16 protein-coding genes are annotated in these 16,159 nt (G+C 56.2%); 4 read left to right on the top strand and 12 right to left on the bottom strand.

Going from position 1 to position 16,159, the window contains the following annotated elements:
• Positions 1–14 precede the first annotated feature (14 nt).
• The 3 genes from GPM19_RS08125 (at position 15) to pdxH (ending at position 1,794) form a co-directional block, all read left to right on the top strand.
• A complete protein-coding gene (locus GPM19_RS08125) occupies positions 15–713 on the top strand; it encodes an AzlC family ABC transporter permease (protein ID WP_202114764.1) in 699 nt (232 codons plus the stop codon).
• Positions 697–1,050, top strand: a complete 354-nt coding sequence (locus tag GPM19_RS08120) for a branched-chain amino acid transporter permease (RefSeq protein ID WP_227842283.1) — start codon at positions 697–699, stop codon at positions 1,048–1,050. Before GPM19_RS08125 ends, GPM19_RS08120 begins: the two co-directional genes overlap by 17 nt.
• A 99-nt stretch (positions 1,051–1,149) precedes the next feature.
• The gene (gene pdxH / locus GPM19_RS08115) at positions 1,150–1,794 is read left to right on the top strand and encodes a pyridoxamine 5'-phosphate oxidase (protein ID WP_160418547.1); all 645 of its coding nucleotides are present in this window, start codon (positions 1,150–1,152) and stop codon (positions 1,792–1,794) included.
• Positions 1,795–1,814: 20 nt separating this feature from the next.
• On the opposite strand, the gene GPM19_RS08110 is transcribed toward pdxH, so the two are convergent.
• Complete coding sequence (locus tag GPM19_RS08110; protein WP_160418546.1) at positions 1,815–4,562, bottom strand: bifunctional acetate--CoA ligase family protein/GNAT family N-acetyltransferase; 2,748 nt, start codon at positions 4,560–4,562, stop codon at positions 1,815–1,817.
• A gap of 104 nt (positions 4,563–4,666) precedes the next feature.
• Here GPM19_RS08110 and GPM19_RS08105 point away from each other — a divergent pair, with 104 nt between their 5' ends.
• Positions 4,667–5,623, top strand: a complete 957-nt coding sequence (locus tag GPM19_RS08105) for a histone deacetylase family protein (RefSeq protein ID WP_160418545.1) — start codon at positions 4,667–4,669, stop codon at positions 5,621–5,623.
• 51 nt (positions 5,624–5,674) lie between these two features.
• Here GPM19_RS08105 and hypE read toward each other — a convergent pair whose 3' ends face one another.
• From hypE to GPM19_RS08050, 11 genes are read right to left on the bottom strand one after another with little or no spacing between them, the layout of a single operon-like run.
• Entirely contained in the window at positions 5,675–6,688 is a 1,014-nt protein-coding gene (gene hypE / locus GPM19_RS08100) for a hydrogenase expression/formation protein HypE (protein ID WP_160418544.1), read from the bottom strand.
• Positions 6,675–8,921 (bottom strand): carbamoyltransferase HypF, encoded by a 2,247-nt coding sequence (gene hypF / locus GPM19_RS08095; protein ID WP_160418543.1) that lies wholly within the window; start codon positions 8,919–8,921, stop codon positions 6,675–6,677. The genes hypE and hypF overlap by 14 nt, the downstream gene beginning before the upstream one ends.
• Positions 8,909–10,024, bottom strand: a complete 1,116-nt coding sequence (hypD, locus tag GPM19_RS08090; RefSeq protein ID WP_160418542.1) for a hydrogenase formation protein HypD — start codon at positions 10,022–10,024, stop codon at positions 8,909–8,911. Before hypD ends, hypF begins: the two co-directional genes overlap by 13 nt.
• Entirely contained in the window at positions 10,021–10,773 is a 753-nt protein-coding gene (gene hypB / locus GPM19_RS08085) for a hydrogenase nickel incorporation protein HypB (protein WP_160418541.1), read from the bottom strand. The genes hypD and hypB overlap by 4 nt, the downstream gene beginning before the upstream one ends.
• Before the next feature lie 16 nt (positions 10,774–10,789).
• Positions 10,790–11,161 carry a hydrogenase maturation nickel metallochaperone HypA gene (gene hypA / locus GPM19_RS08080; protein WP_160418540.1) on the bottom strand — a complete coding sequence of 124 codons (372 nt, stop codon included), beginning with the start codon at positions 11,159–11,161 and terminating at the stop codon, positions 10,790–10,792.
• Positions 11,154–11,366 (bottom strand): HypC/HybG/HupF family hydrogenase formation chaperone, encoded by a 213-nt coding sequence (locus tag GPM19_RS08075; protein ID WP_202114763.1) that lies wholly within the window; start codon positions 11,364–11,366, stop codon positions 11,154–11,156. The genes hypA and GPM19_RS08075 overlap by 8 nt, the downstream gene beginning before the upstream one ends.
• 8 nt (positions 11,367–11,374) lie before the next feature.
• A complete protein-coding gene (locus GPM19_RS08070) occupies positions 11,375–11,887 on the bottom strand; it encodes a hydrogenase maturation protease (RefSeq protein ID WP_160418538.1) in 513 nt (170 codons plus the stop codon).
• A complete protein-coding gene (locus GPM19_RS08065) occupies positions 11,884–13,185 on the bottom strand; it encodes a Ni/Fe hydrogenase subunit alpha (protein ID WP_160418537.1) in 1,302 nt (433 codons plus the stop codon). Before GPM19_RS08065 ends, GPM19_RS08070 begins: the two co-directional genes overlap by 4 nt.
• A complete protein-coding gene (locus tag GPM19_RS08060; RefSeq protein ID WP_160418536.1) occupies positions 13,175–13,984 on the bottom strand; it encodes an NADH-quinone oxidoreductase subunit B family protein in 810 nt (269 codons plus the stop codon). Before GPM19_RS08060 ends, GPM19_RS08065 begins: the two co-directional genes overlap by 11 nt.
• Entirely contained in the window at positions 13,984–14,856 is an 873-nt protein-coding gene (locus tag GPM19_RS08055) for an FAD/NAD(P)-binding protein (protein WP_227842281.1), read from the bottom strand. Before GPM19_RS08055 ends, GPM19_RS08060 begins: the two co-directional genes overlap by 1 nt.
• A complete protein-coding gene (locus GPM19_RS08050) occupies positions 14,849–16,021 on the bottom strand; it encodes a 4Fe-4S dicluster domain-containing protein (protein WP_319928104.1) in 1,173 nt (390 codons plus the stop codon). The genes GPM19_RS08055 and GPM19_RS08050 overlap by 8 nt, the downstream gene beginning before the upstream one ends.
• Between the last annotated feature and the right edge of the window lie 138 nt (positions 16,022–16,159).

Here is a 16,159-nt window from a genome sequence, read left to right as displayed (position 1 = left end):
GCAGGAGTACTGTCTTGATAAGCCAGGCATGGCGTGAAGCGGGTCTTCAAACACTCCCGGTTATGTTCGGCTATTTGCCCTTGGGGGCGGCATTCGGGATCCTCGCCGTCGAAATGGAAATACCCTGGTACGCCGCTATGGCAATGTCATTACTGATTTATGCCGGCGCGGGCCAGTTTCTGGCTATCGCTCTGTTAGCGTCAGGTGCCGGGATGATAGAAGTTACTGTCGCCACTCTGATGCTCAACTCCCGTCACGTATTCTACGGTCTTTCCTTGCTCAAGCGCTTCCAGGGAGCCAGCTGGCGAAAACCCTATCTAATTTTCGCTCTCACCGATGAGACTTACTCTTTATTGACCAGCCAGAGCGGCTCTAATGTGACTAATCACGCCCTGGCGTTTCGGATAAGTCTACTCAATCAATTATGGTGGGTACTAGGTACTTTACTTGGGGCTGCCATCGGTTCGGCCAAGCTTTTCGATAGCCAGGGAATCGAGTTTGCCTTGACGGCATTATTCATCGTTCTCACGCTTGAACAGGCTAGACGCTTACGTCAAGCCTTGCCGTTTATAATCGCTTTGGGAACCGGCTTTGGTGCACTTTTATGGTTGCCGGAACAGCACCTATTACTAGGCGCCATCGGCTCTGCGAGTCTACTGCTTTTGGTACATTATCATTTGGCAAGCAGGAGGCCTCATGAGCATGCTAACTGACCCCTTGTGGCTATTGATCATTACCTGTGCATTGGCCACTTTCGCCACGCGAGCGTTACCCTTTGTTGCTTTTTCCGAGCAGGCAGAGCATCCGCTGGTCCTCCATCTGGGACGCTACCTTCCTCCGGCGGTGATGATGATATTGGTCATCTACGCCTTGCGTGATTTTCGTCCTTTGGTCGATTGGCAATTAAACATGGGAGAAACCGGTTTGCCCATGTTTTTAGCCGCGGGGTTTGTGGCAATACTTCACCTCTGGCGGCGTAACGCACTGCTATCCATCATGTCAGGTACCGGTGCTTACATGACGATGGTGCAACTGAGTTGGACAGTGTAGCCAGGCTTGATTCCATCGAGGACAAACAACCCCGTATACTGGTTGAGCTTTACTTGCCTACAGGCGAACATGACTGAAAACGTCAAGGAGAACAAGCTGATGACTCGCAATATTGCCGATATCAGGCGTGATTATGAGGGCGGGCAACTAGAAGAAGGCAAAATGCCGCAGGATCCATTCATTCTGTTCGATGAGTGGTTTACCTTGGCGCTGGAAAGCGAGGGTCAGGATGCTAACGTCATGACATTAGCCAGCGTAGATAGCCAAGGGAGGCCCCATGCACGAGTGGTGCTCCTCAAAGGCTTCGATGAACAGGGCGTGGTGTTTTTTACCAACTACCATAGTCACAAGGGCAGTGAACTGATGAACGTGCCCTTCGCCGCACTAACGTTCTGGTGGCCTTCGTTATCACGCCAAGTACGAATCGAGGGCAGCGTAGAGCCGATCAGCGCTGAAGAGTCGGATGAATACTTCAGCAGCCGACCACGTGCCAGCCAGTTAGGAGCCTGGATCGCCACGCAAAGCGTAGTGATTCCGGACAGGAACTGGATTGAAGAACGCCAGAAACGTTTCGAGCGTGCTTATGACGGCCAAGTCATTCCACGTCCTATCCATTGGGGTGGTTATCGTGTCGTGCCGGATATGATCGAATTCTGGCAAGGCCAACCCAGTCGGTTGCACGACCGCATACGCTACGAAAGACGCGATGCCGGCGCCTGGCACCGCTTTCGTCTCGCCCCCTGAAAACGTGATGAGCCGGGGTTTCAGTCCGGCAGGCTTTCTAAGCGATGGCGTTGCCACTCGCTTTCCGGCTCATTCAACCGCATCACGGCATCGATCACCTGCTCTTCCATGTTATAGCGACAACGAAAGCCGAGATGTTTCATTAGCGCGCGCATGGGATGGTTATCCACCATGATCTTGCCGATCATTTCCAAGGTGCCGATGCTGGTGCAATAGGCGATCATTTTCTTCATCAACAGGCTGCCGATACCCAGCCCTTGAAGGTCATCGCGAATGATCACGGAAAACTCAGTACGAATATTGTCTGGATCATTCCACACCCTGACCACCCCGAGCATCTCCTTGCTGCCATCATCACGTTGATGCTCAGCAATAAATGCCATCTGGCGGTCATAATTGATGTGAGAGAGTACCGATAGATCTCGCTGAGTCAAATTCGATTTGTTGTGAAAGTAACGGAACCGGATGCTTTCTTCCGACAGCTGGCGGTGAAAATTGGTGATCAGCGGTGCATCTTCCGCCCGAATAGGCCGCGCCTCCACTTGCCAGCCATTTTTCAGTGTGACCCACTCTCTCAAGTCTTCCGGGTACGGCATGATGGCAAAGCGTGCCGGTGTGCCCAGATCCATGGCAAAGTCAACCGCCAGAATACCGTCATGATTCAGCAACAGTGGATTGATCTCAATCCCACGTAACTCTCTCAGGTCCGAAGACATCTGCGACAGCTTGACCAGCAGCTGGCATAAACGTTCGATGTCACGCTGAGGGTCGGCGGAATGTTCACGAATCAACGACGATGCATGAGTTCGCCCGACCATATCCGCTGCCAGGCTCATGTTGAGCGGTGGCAATGCCACTTGCCGGTCCGCCAGGATGTTGACCTTGTAACCGCCAATTCCGAATACAATCAGGGGGCCGAACACGGGGTCACGGGTAATGCCCGCGCATATCTGCATTGAATGCTTGCCTCGTTGCATGGGCTGCAGACAGTATTCGCGTACTTCATACTCGGGAAACTTTTCTTTCACCTTCTCGCCTAGCTGACGCACTGCATCGGCTACCTGTTCGGGGGTTTCCAGATCCTGCAATAAACCAGCGGAAATCTTGTGCGGATGCTTGCGATAACGATAAGGACGACAATTGCCGGCATGCACTACTTTTAGCGCTTTTGGTCCGGGAAGTTTCTCCGCAGCACTTCGCCCTTCCTCCGGCGTGGCAACGTAATGGCTGGGAGCCACAGGAATGCCATAGGCTTCAAGCACCTGCGCGGTTTCCGAGTGTGTCAATGTCTGGCGACCTTGGTCCTTGGCGCGCTCGATCAAGGTACGACAGCGTGCCCGAATTTCCTGGCTGGTCGTAAACGTCAAGCTGGGGGGAATCTCGTGCAACAAGGCCTGAACCCGTTGATAATCCACCATATGCATGAAGGCTTTCACGGCCTTTTCCGGAGAAATATAAGTAGGAATACCTGCCACATTACACTCGTGACGTGCCTTCAGTGCTTCTTGCAACCCCATCCAGCTGGTCAATAAATTGCGCCGAAAACGCTTGCGATGGGTTATCAGCGCTTCAGCGGTGATTTTGGAAGGAGCCAAACGAGTGGGCGCGTGAACGACAAGCACCGCATCCACATTAGGATCTGCCGCCACCACTTCCAGCGTATCGACAAACAGCTCAGGAGTTGCGTTGCCGCCAAGATCAACCGGGTTTTCACCGGGCTTGCTCATGTCCACGTTACTTTCGCGCAAGGCGTCGCGTGTTTCAATACTGAATTCGGCGAGCTTCCCTCCGGCACTGATCAACTTGTCAATCGCCAGCATAGCCGGTGCTAGGCCATTGGACACCACCGCAAGACGATCACCACGTAGCGGCTTCACGCGCGACAGGGTCTCGAGCGCATCGAACAACTCGTCGGAGTCATTGACACGGACCACCCCGGCACGCGAAAAAGCTGCATCGAATACCGTGTCACGATTGGCAATACCCGGCGTAGGCGCCATACCGGAAATATCCGACTCCTGTGTACGTCCACTCTTGATCGCCACCACCAGGCGATTACGCGAGGCATCACGCACCGCGGTCATGAAGTGCTGGGCATCATTGACCCGTTCCAGGTGCAGCAAGATAGCTTTGGCAGGAGAGAATTGATTGACGTAGTCGATGATATCGGGAAGCAGTACATCGACACTGTCACCCACGGTGACCAAATGGGAAAAGCCGACGCCCCTCCCTGCCGCCCAGTCGATCATGGCATTGGCCAGCATGCCTGACTGGCCCAGGTACGCCACGCGCCCGGCTTTCACAGGCTGGCTGGAGTAGGATGCATTGAGATGTTTTCCGGGAACGATCAACCCCATGCATTCAGGCCCCAGCACCCGGATGCCTGACTCGCGCGCGGCACTCAGCATGCGCGCCCGAATAGAACCTTTATTGTCGCTATCGCGATCAAGATAGGCTCCCCCGGAAAGTACCAACGCCGCCTTGATGCCAAAATGGCCAAGCTGACTGATCAGCTTGGGAACTCCTTCGATAGGCGAGCAAACCACGGCGAGATCCGGAATTTCCGGCAGTTGAGAAACACTTTTGACACAGACGTGACCCAAGACACTGTCGTAACCTTTTAAATTGACCGCCCACACCTCTCCTTTAAAGCCACCTTCCTGTAGATTGCGTAATACTAGGCCACCAAGAGAATTAGGTTTTTCGGAGGCGCCGAACACAGCCACGGTACGTGGTTCAAAGAAATGATGTAGAAAACGGGTGCTCACGTGGATTTCTCCCTAAAATATATATGTCTATGTAAGACTTATTGCCAGTGTCGCGCAAGGGCGTATCCCGATTAAGGTGACTTTAGTCATAATGGAGCCTTTGAATGATCACCGCTTACCTTACCCACCCTGATTGCCAGCTGCATCATATGGGGCCGGAACATCCTGAAAGCCCGTTGCGTCTAGAGGCTATTCGTGCTCGTTTGTCACTTGCTGGGGTATTGCAGCAAACCATGCAGTTTGATGCCAAGGAAGCAAGTCAAGAGGCATTGGCCCGGGTTCATCCATGGCGTCATTTGCAAGCATTAGATAAATGCGTGCCTGAAGAAGGTATCGTGACGCTGGACAGCGACACCATGATGAATCCAGACAGTTTACAGGCAGCCCGCGTCGCTGCTGGTGCTGTCGTCAAAGGGGTAGACCAGGTCTTCAAACGCCAGGCGGATAACGTCTTCTGTGCCGTTCGCCCGCCGGGCCATCACGCCGAAGCGGCTGATGCCATGGGTTTCTGCTTTTACAACAATGTTGCAGTGGGCGCGGCACACGCGCGTGATAAATATGGGGCAAGGCGGATCGCCATATTGGATTTCGATGTCCATCAATGTAATGGGACAATCGATATTTTCAAGAATGATCCGAATATTCTTATATGTACCAGCTTTCAATACCCCTTCTACCCATGGCGTTACCTGCGCAGCGAATGGCAGAACGTCGTCAACACGCCGCTTGAAGTCGGCACGGACAGTGCCGCTTTCCGGCGGATCATCGAGCGGCATTGGCTACCGGCCCTACATGCATTCAAGCCCGACCTGGTGATGATCTCGGCTGGGTTTGATGCGCACAAGGATGATCCAATGGCTGATATCTGCCTTGAAGACGAGGATTTTCACTGGATAACCCACCTGGCCATGGAAATTGCCACGCTTTATGCGGATAACCGCCTGGTATCGGTACTCGAAGGCGGCTATAACCTGGAAACGTTGGGGCGTGGAGTCGAGGCGCACCTCAAGGCCTTGCTGGGTTTACCCTATTCAGCCAATCCACCTGAAGAACCGCAGTAGAATACTGAGATTCTCTCAAAATCAGCTAGCCAATCACCCGGGAACCTACACCTAGCAAATACGCGGCAATGGATCATCTTCCAGTTCTTCCAGAATGCGCTCACCCCCATAGTCTGTCGTTAATACGACCCGGGAATGGTTCGACTGAATTTCACCGACGATGGCAGCGTGCGAACCCGCTGGCAACGCCTGCCAGCGCTTGAGTGCCGATGGGGCATCGCTCATTGAAACGATGGCCATCACGCGGCCCTCACAAGCCAAATAATAAGGGTCGTACCCTAGCAAGTCGCAGACACCACGAACCTGGTCGCTTACCGGAATTGCTTCTTGCCAGAGGTTTATCCCAAGGCCAGTAGCCCGACACAATTCATAGGCAACGGTTGCCAGTCCACCCCGCGTAGGGTCACGCATGAAGCGAATGCCATCCAGTCCTTGTAGAGCGAGCGTCAGGGGAAGAACGCTGGCGGAATCGGACAGCAAGGTACCTGACAGGCCGAACTGCTCGCGGGCCAGCATCACGGCGGTACCATGATCGCCGATAGGGCCACTCACCAGGACTTTATCTCCCGGCTGAACAAAACCCATGCCCAGGTTAGTGCCGGGGGCCAGGGTACCTATCCCTGTCGTCGCCAGATAGATACCCCCGCATTGGCCGCGGGGAAGGACTTTTGTATCACCGGCAACGACGACAACGCCAGTCGAATCCGCGGCCTGCCCCAAGCTTTTTATCAGCCTTGCCAGACGGCTTATTTCGAATCCTTCTTCGATAAACAGGTTCAATGTCAGGTAAAGCGGCACTGCACCGCTGACGGCCAGGTCGTTTATCGTGCCATGCACTGCAAGCGAGCCAATGTCACCACCGGGAAATTCAAGAGGCTGAACCGTAAAGCCATCGGTGGTTATGACCGGTAGCCCTTCAAGGGCAGGAAGCTTAGCCGCATCCAGTTGCGTATCCAGCATAGGGTTAGCCAGGGCAGGACGGATAATATCCTCAATCAACTCATGCATCAGCCAACCGCCGTTACCGTGGCATAACTCGATCAAACCCTCTTCAGAAGTCGCCATAAAGAGCCTCTATTATCTGGCCAAAAGAGATGCTGGCGTCGTTACAGGGCACCTGTTCATTGAGACGGACCGTGAAACCCTGCTCATCGAGCAGTCCCAGGGTTTGTTCGACCAGAAGACGATTCTGGAAGACACCTCCCGCCAGTCCGATATTGATCTCACCATGCTCCGCGCGGATCCTGAGTGCCTGTTGCACCAGCGCCAAGGCCATGCTGGCCTGAAACAGGCCGGCTCGTGCAGCAGGGCTTTGCCGGCCATCCATCAGGAAAGGAATCAGCGGCGCCCAGTCTGTACGCCAGATTCTTTCAGCGTCTCGATGCAATGGCAGGGGCAACGCCGGGATATCCGGATCGGCAATGGCTTCCAGCCACATCGGCGCCTGGCCCTCAAAACTCGCCATTTCCGTTAATCCAATCATGGCAGCGGCGGCATCGAAGAGACGGCCGGCAGAAGAGGTTTCATGGCAGTTAAGCCCCTTCTGCCAAGCTTCTTTGGCCATTGATGAAGTGTTCCAGTCAAAACCCGCAGTCCAGCACAGCGCCGCGGCGCTGCGCCAGGGCTCGCGGCCGACGCGGTCTCCTCCGGCAAGGCGAAAAGGCCGGAATGAGCCTGCACGACGCCATTGTCCCGGCTTGCCGAGAAGCGCTTCGCCGCCCCAGAGCGTGCCATCAGATCCCAGCCCCACACCATCCCAGGTAAATACCAGCCAGCTACCGGTATCCTCGGGCCATTCGCCCACCAGTGCCGAGGCATGCGCCTGGTGGTGCCCCACGCGTTGCAGCGAAAGCCCGCACCCCTTTGCCCAGCGCGTGCTCGCATAACCGTCGTGGGTGTCACAAATAACAGTCTCTGCCCTCACGTCATAAAGCCTCTGTAATTCTGATGCCGTGCGAGCAAAAACTGCCTGGGAACGCCGACTATCGAGATCGCCGATGTGCGGTGATATAACAACCCGGTTGTCCCAGGCCAGAGCCAGGGTATTTTTCAGGTGGGCGCCGGTAGCCAATGTGGGAGAAGAAATGGGCCGCGGGAGCTGCAGTTCAAGTGGCGCAAGCCCTCTGCCTATTCGTATGGCTCGGGTTTTTGTTGCACAGGGTTCAACCACAGAGTCATCGATCGGACACAAAATTGGCCGGTTATGATGCAAAAATCCGTCCGCGACGTTTGCCAGCAGTGTCTCGGCCTCCTCCGGCTCGGTCACTACCGGTTCACCACTTATATTGGCGGAGGTAGTGACCAGAGCACCGCCAACGTCCTGCAAAAGTAACTGGTGCAACGGACTATAAGGCAGCATCGCGCCCAATTGACTCAGGCCGGGGGCAATGCAATCCGCCAGCCTTGATTGTCGGCGTTTGGGCAGAATTACAATAGGCCTATCGGGTGCCGAGAGCGCCGACAGTGCCAAGTCATCCGTGATGACTGCCTTGTGTAACGCAATTAAATTGTCCATCACAGGAAACAGTACCGCGAACGGCTTGTGGGGCCTGTGTTTACGGATCCTGAGTCTTGCCACGGCGCGCTCGTTGCGTGCATCAATCATCAGGTGATAGCCCCCTACCCCTTTCACGGCAACGATCAAGCCGTCCCTTAACTGAGCCACGGCGTCCGCCAGTGCGTTCTCGTTGCCATGAATCGCTGCACGCCCCGGCTCGCTGTACCAGAGCGCGGGACCGCAGGCAACGCAGGCGAGGGGTTCGGCATGGAAGCGGCGATCATTCGGATTCTCATATTCCGCCCTGCATGCACCACATAACGTAAATTCGCTCATGGTGGTCTGGGCGCGATCATAAGGCATGGCCTTGATAAGACTATAACGTGGGCCGCATTCAGTGCAGTTGATAAACGGATAGCGGTAGCGTCTGTTCGAGAGGTCCTGCATTTCTTCGTAGCAACGCGCACAGACGGAATAATCCGCTGGAATATGAATATCGGCATCGCTGACGCTACTTGCAAGGATTCGAAAATCCGCATGAAACCCGGCGGGGATCTTTTCACGCGAAGTGATGGTTGGCCGAGCCAGCGAAGGTGCCTGCTGTTGCACCGCCACCGCAAAAGCCTCGATGCTGCTGGCATCACCTTCGGTTACGACCTCCACGGTGCCGGATCGGTTTCGAACAAAGCCATTCAGCCCAAGCTCTCTGGCAAGGCGATAAATGAAAGGCCGGAATCCTACTCCCTGAACCCGACCGGTTATCAGCCAGCGGCAGGCGCCCTGCTCTTCTACTCGGGGCATATTGGCGCTTCTCTCTGGCTATGGACACCGTTGGCCCACCAGATCCGGCAAGCACCTTCGTCCGAAACCATGCAAGGGCCGACTGGATTCCTCGGCGTGCAGCCACGACCGTAGAGCGGGCACTGGTTGGGATAAATCTGTCCCATAACGACGTTGGCACAGGCGCAACCGGGCGGCATCTCTCCGGCACGACGCCGCGACGCCCGAGTGTGATCGGGAAAGCGATCTCGCGCATCATGTGAGACATGAACCTCCTTCAGGTTGAACCCGGAGCTTTGAAGGGTTCCGATGCCACGCCAGTTGGCGTCGACAACGTCAAAGGCGTTCTTGAGTAAGCGTTGTGCTGTGGGGTTGCCCTCCGGGAGTGCAACTTCCGCATAACAATTATCGAGAAAGGAACGGCCCTCCAGGGTTTGTCGCAGGCATGAATAAATCGCCGCAAGCAGGGATTCGGGGGTAAACCCAGCCACGGCCGCCGGCAAGGCATGACGTTGAGTAACGAACTGCCATTCCTCGGCCCCCATAATGGTGGCGACGTGGCCGGGCGCAATCAGGGCATCAAACGCGTACTTTTCCGACTCAAGCAGCATTGCCACAGCGGGCCAGGTGAGCCGCCCTGAAATGAGCAGGGAAAGATTATCTGGAAGGTTCTGCCCGAGCAGCGCTGCAACCGGTGCCATGGTGGTCTCAAACCCCGCTGCAAAAAAAACGACGTCGCGCTCCGGATGTTGCCGTGCAATGGCCACCGCATCCATAGGGCTGGCAATCGGTCGAATATCGGCGCCGGCGGCCCGCGCTGCATCGAGTGAGCGCGGCTGTGAACGGGGCAGGTTAACGGGTACCCGCAGCATGTCCCCAAACGCTACCAACAAGACATGTTCATCAAGTGCCAATCGCATGGCCTGATAAAGATCTTCCTCGGGGCAGATACAGACGGGGCATCCCGGCCCTGGAATGATCTCGATTTTGCGCGGCAATAGGGTGCGCAGACCCGCCAGGCTTATGGATCGCTCATGTCCACCGCAAACATTCATGATCTTGAGGGTGCGATCCAGGGGTAGCCCGTGAATAAGATCCAGCCAGTGCCTGGCTTCAGCGGTCACCCTGCGCCTCCATTCTCAACCGCCATGGCTTGATCAACGGACGATCCGGCTTTTTGTGCGTGCAGCCATGCAAGCCATTCGTCGAGGCCCGCTCTGCTTCGCGCGGACAGCGATATAATGGGCGCAGGGTTGGCGAGGGCGCGAAGAAAGTTTTCAGCCCGGTCAACCCGGAAATCACCCACATGAGGGAGCAGGTCCAGTTTGCTGATGACCAGCAGGTCTGCGGTTCTGAACATGACAGGGTACTTTGCAGGCTTGTCGTCGCCCTCGGTGACTGACAGCAGGACAACATTCAGATGCTGGCCCAGATCGAAGCTTGCAGGGCAGACCAGATTGCCGACATTTTCGATAAAAAGAAGGTCAATTTGCGCCAGATTCATGCCATGGAGGGCTTTGTGCACCAGTTGGGCATCAAGGTGACAGGCACTGCCAGTGGTGATTTGAATGACCGGAATATCCAGGGCACGGATGCGCTGGGCGTCCAACTCGGTCTCCAGATCCCCCTCCAGAACCGCGCACCGGTAGTGCTTCTGCAACGTCCGCAGCGTGGCTTCCAGCAGTGCGGTCTTGCCTGCCCCGGGTGAAGACATCAGGTTCAGTACCAGTGTGCCGGCTGAACTGAAGTGCTCGCGATTATGGGCGGCAAGATCCTGATTCTGCTGGTGCAGGTGTTGGAATAGCGAAATGGACGCTGTTTCCTGTGGTCCGGAAATCCCCGTTGGCTTACCACAACCGCAGTCTACGCACATGATCTGCTCCTTTTAATTACGGGCACTTTATCGCGGATGGTTCGTCGAGGGTCAGCTCGACACTCTCCAGTATCAATTCGTCACCGCTGACCAATTGGGTGGAACAGCTACCGCAAGAGGTACAACAAAGCTGGTTGGGTGCCGCCCGACATGTTTTTTTGCAGCTTTTGCAATAGACCTCTATGCAGGTTGCCGTCAGGTTCAGTTTTGCTGATTCAGCGATGGTACCGGCCGCTGCCAGGGGAAAAGCGGTTTTCAGCAGTTCGGGTTCGACGCTGGATAAAGGGCCAATCTGCAGACGCACAACGGTTACGGCCAGAGCCCCATGCTGTTCTGCCACCTCCAGAGTCTGGCGGAGAAGGCTCCGACAAAGGCTCAGCTCATGCATTATCGCCCCGCGCCATCTCGTCATGCAGCTCCCATGAGGTGCGAGCTTCTGCCTGACCGATTTTCTGGATCGCATAACCCACATGCACCATGACGAAATCCCCGGGGCCCAGAGCCGCACCTTCCATCAGCATCAAGTTCACTTCACGAAGAATACCCCTGGCCTGACAGCGGGCAATGCCATCATCCATGGTTTCAATTTTCATTGGCACACCTAGACACATGTTTTCACCTCGCTGTTGAGGCCCGGCCAGCGGCTGCGCCATGCGGTCAATGTTTCGTTAATAAGCACATAAAGCTCGGGAATGGCTGCAGCAACCGCTGGCGAAACATCTTCGCAGAGCGCTGATTCCGACATTTCGACGCCTAGAATCAAAAGATGCCGGGGAAGTAGCTCGAGTTCATCCGCGAGTGCCAGTGCCTCGGCCACACCGAAGCTGTGAGAGGAAAAGCAGCCATTAGCCTGTGTCAGGTCGGCCATCATCAGGCGGTGGATACGCCCGGGTTGTCCCATGTTCTTAAGGGCGTCAACCACCACGGCTCCCCGGGCTCCTGCCAGCGCCTGGATCAATCCGCTACCAGGCCTGTCGAGAGCCAACGCCGAGCATTGCGCGCCGCCGCCCGACTCTGTGGTCTTGTCCAGAGACTGAAATACTGAAACGAGGCGCCAACCCAGTTGGTCATCGCCGAAAGGCGAGCCTATGCCCAACACCCGCCAGTTGCTCATAGGCGCTCCGTCGACAATCGGAGAAAGTGCGTGGCGCAGGAAATGCAGGGGTCAAAGTTGCGAATGACCTGTTCACAGTGCAATTGCAGCTCTTTGTCCGGCTTGTCCAGGCCAAAGGCCATCAGGGAATGCTGTAAATCCCGCTCGATGCGAGCCTGATTCTGACTGGTCGGCGGCACGATGCGCGCATTCCGGATCAAGCCGCTCTCATCCAGTTCGTATCGATGCCAGAGCAAGCCCCGCGGCGCCTCGGTTGCGCCATACCCGACACCGGCGGGGGGCTTGACCAGGACCGACGCCGTGCCAGGCTCTCCGTAGTCTTCCAGAATCTGGATGGCATCGGTGATGCCATAGCAGATTTCAACGGCGCGCGCCGTCATGCTGTGGAACATGTTGCCGGAAGGCCAGTCAATCCCGGTGTTTACGGCAAGCGATCGCACCGACTCGGGTAAAGAGTCCAGGTTCAGGTTTAGACGGGCCAACGGCCCGACCAGATAAGGCTGGTCGTTGAACAGGCTGAACAAAGCGGTGGACCCGGCCACCTGATGTTCGACGATGTGCCTTTCAAAGTCCGAAACGGCAAAAGACTGCCCCCGATTGGAAGCAATCTTGCCTTTGAGAATCGGATAGTCCCCCGGTTCTTCAAGAGACAGCAGCGTCACGTTCTGATTCCGGTCCGGAACCGCAATGCCCGCCGTCCATGCAACAAGATCCTGTGCATCCTGCAAGGCATCTTCGAGCTGAACTTTCAATGCCATCGCCTCACGCATGGAAGGCGCACGGTGAAAGCCACCCATCTTGACACCGACCGGGTGAACGGATCTTGCGCCCAACAAGCGAATCAGCGCATTGCCGAGATCCTGCAGGCGCATGCCCCGTTTTACGATCTGCGGATAGTCCTTGGCCATGGCGATAGCGCTGTCGTAGCCGAAGAAATCCGGCGCGGCCAGCAAATGAATATGCAGCGCATGGCTTTGAATCCATTCACCGTAATACATAAGCCGACGCATGGCATGCACCCAGGGCCCGGGATCCGTCCCAGACAGGCTTTCAACGGCATTGATGGCGCTCATCTGATAGGCAACCGGGCAGATGCCGCATATCCGCGCCACCAACTCCGGCAGTTCCTCATAGGAGCGGCCTTCAAGAAACTTCTCGAACAGGCGGGGGGGTTCGTATATCTCCAGGTGCAAATCTTCGATTTGACCATCGCGGATGCGCAGATGCAGAGCCCCTTCGCCCTCGACCCGGGCCAGAACCGGAACATGCAGTGCGACGGTCCGTTTATTAGTGACCATGGCCGGCATCCGTAGATATGATGTTTGTGGCCGCGTCGCGGAACCCCGGGGCACTGTTGTTCAGGTGCCGGAATTGACGTGTGATGTCCTCCGGCAAGAGGCCCAGCCCTTCAAACCAGCCGGCGAGCGAATCAGTATTAAGCGCTTCTGCGGGCCCATAACAGGAATAGCAGCCGCGGCCGAAGCTCGGACAGAGCGCTCCGCAACCTGTCTGGGTGACAGGCCCCATGCATGGCATGCCCTTGGCGACAAGCACGCACACGGCGTGTTGGCGTTTGCATTCCATGCAAACCTTGTCCTGACTTTGCTTCGGCAGGGTGCCATATAACCACGCCCGAATTGCGCCAAGTACCTGGTCCCTGTTAGGGGGGCAGCCCCAAATTTCCAGGTCGACCTTGACGTGGTCCGACATGGGTGTGGAGGTAGCGAGGCTATCGATATACTCGGGCGTGGCGTAAACCGCACTGAGCCATTCCCCGGCATCCGCAAAATTGCGTAACGCCTGGATGCCTCCAGCCGTGGCACAGGCGCCAAAGGCAACGATGAAGCCGCTGTGAGAACGGATCTGCTTGATGCGCTCCAGATCATGCTCTGTGGTTACCGACCCTTCGATAAAGGCAATATCTACCTCGGCGTCAGGAGCCACGGGCCCGGCCTCTGCAAAATGTACCAGCTCGACCATGTCCGCCAGCTGCAATAATGTCTCGCCCATGTTCAGAAAGGTCAGTTGGCAGCCGTCACAAGAGGCAAACTTATGCACCGCCATGCGGGGCTTGGGTCCCGGTGTACTTGTCTGCATTAAAACCCCCTGATGCCCAAAAGGGGCTTTACATCGGGATATTGAAAGATGGGGCCCTGGCGACACAGAAACTGAGCACCAAATTGACAGTGTCCGCAGTGCCCTACCGCGCACTGTATGTTGCGCTCCATGCTCAGATAGAGGCGCTTTTCAGGCACGCCCCGCTCTAAAAGCTCCTTCGTGCCGGCGATCATCATTCCTTCCGGCCCGCACATCATCACCGTGGTGCCGTCAGGATCAATTTGGGCGTCATCGAATACCTCGGTCACGGGGCCGACGTGGAACGGCCAGAGGGGACCGCCGTGATCGGCTGCTACCAGCACCTGGGTGTTGGGGAAGGTGCGCCAGTAATCGTAGCGCTCCCGCCAGATCAGGTCTTGTGCATGCTTCACGCCTTGGATAATGGTGAGTTTTCCGTAGCGCTGCCGGCGCATCAGAACATAATTAATGACGCCGACAACCGGTGCGCAACCGATACCGCCGGTGATTATCAGTACATCGGCACCCTCGGCTTGTTTTAGCGGCCAGGGCTGGCCGTAGGGACCACGAAGCCCGATCCGCGACCCGACATCCAGCCTGGCCATGGCGTCGGTAACCCGCCCGGTCGCCCTGATGGTATGTCCGAGAATCTCGGGCTCATCCGGATCGGAGGCGATAGAAATGGCGACCTCTCCAACACCGTGCAGGTAAAGCATGTTGAATTGGCCTGGTGCAAACCGGTATGCCCGCCGCTGCTCCGGGTTGCGCAGTCGCAGACGCAGGGTAAAAATCCTGTCCGATTCCTGGACGCGGTCGATAACCTCCGCCGCCATCGGCATGCGGGAGTTAGTAGGGGGCGGGTGGCCGCCATGAGCCAGGCCAGAATTACTCATCTCTGGCATCCTTGCAAATCGCCGCAGTTTCTTCTGTCAGGTCAATGCCCACCGGACACCAGGCAATACAACGGCCGCAACCGACACAGCCACTACGGCCATATTGGTCAATCCAGCTGCCGAGTTTATGGGTAAGCCACTGGCGATAGCGCGTACGGATGTCCGGCCGGATAACGTGGCCGCTGATATAGGAATGTCCCTGGGTAAAGCAGGAACTCCACTCACGGCTGTGTTCGCTGGTCTGGCCGTCTAAAGAAGGCACCTCGTTTTCGCTTGCACAAAAACAGGTTGGACACACGGAGGTGCAGTTGCCGCACGCCAGGCAGCGCTCGGCAACCTCATCCCAGCGAGGGTGATCCAGATTCTCGAAAAGTATCCGGTTAAGGGGCCCCTCGGGCAACGCGCGCGTCTGGACGGCTACCGCTGCATTTAGTTCACGACGAGCCTGATCAAGCTGCGCTTCGTCAACCTTCGACAAGGGAAGCTGATCCAGAATCAGTTTTCCGCGATCGCTGCCCGCATCGATAACAAAACCCTCGTCCAATTCAGCCAACGCAATATCATAGCCGCGGGTTGCTGCCGGACCATCTCCGGTAGACACACAAAAGCAGGTCGATGCCGGATGGCTGCAATGGACGGCCACGATGAATAGTTGTTCGCGACGACGCGCGTAATGGGCATCCGGAGAAGGGCCTTTCAGAAAGTGCGCATCATGTATCGCAAGCGCTGCCAGGTCACAGGCGCGTACTCCTAATACGGCCAGGGGTTCAGGCTCAATTATTCGTTCTTTAAAGTTGAGGCCGCCATCCTCGTCTACCGTACCTTCCCAGAGTACCTCGCGAGAGGGAAAGAGATAGGGCTTCAGCGCCTGGGGCCCGTTGGCCCATGAGAACCAGCGCGGCCCCCCGCCATTTTCCAACCGATAATAGCCGGGCGCCTGCCGATCGCGGGCTCCCTGCGGTAATTGGCTAGCCATATCGAGCCGGTCAAAGATAATGGCTCCATCTCGCATGACGGGACCGACGCAGCCATAACCCTGCAAGGTCAACTGGTCAATAAGCGACTGGAAGCTCTGTCGCGGAAGAAAATAACGATCATGGTCTTTAAAGACATCATCCACGTTGACCCCCGGTAAGATGCTGCGCCCCTGTGTTCTCTGAGACACTTGTCTCAAGTTAGCAGATTTATCAATTAGTGTGGAAAACCGCTGACTTTTAGTAAGCGCGGCGCCACTGATAACAGCAGCGCAAAGAGCGATTACGGGTAAAAAAGAACGCGCTGGATTGGCCAGTTATCGGTTGAA

Source organism: Vreelandella zhuhanensis (genome assembly GCF_009793355.1).
In the GTDB taxonomy this organism is placed as follows: Bacteria; Pseudomonadota; Gammaproteobacteria; order Pseudomonadales; family Halomonadaceae; genus Vreelandella; species Vreelandella zhuhanensis.
Note: the sequence above shows the minus strand (reverse complement) of the source record. Positions and strands in the feature narration are given on the sequence as shown.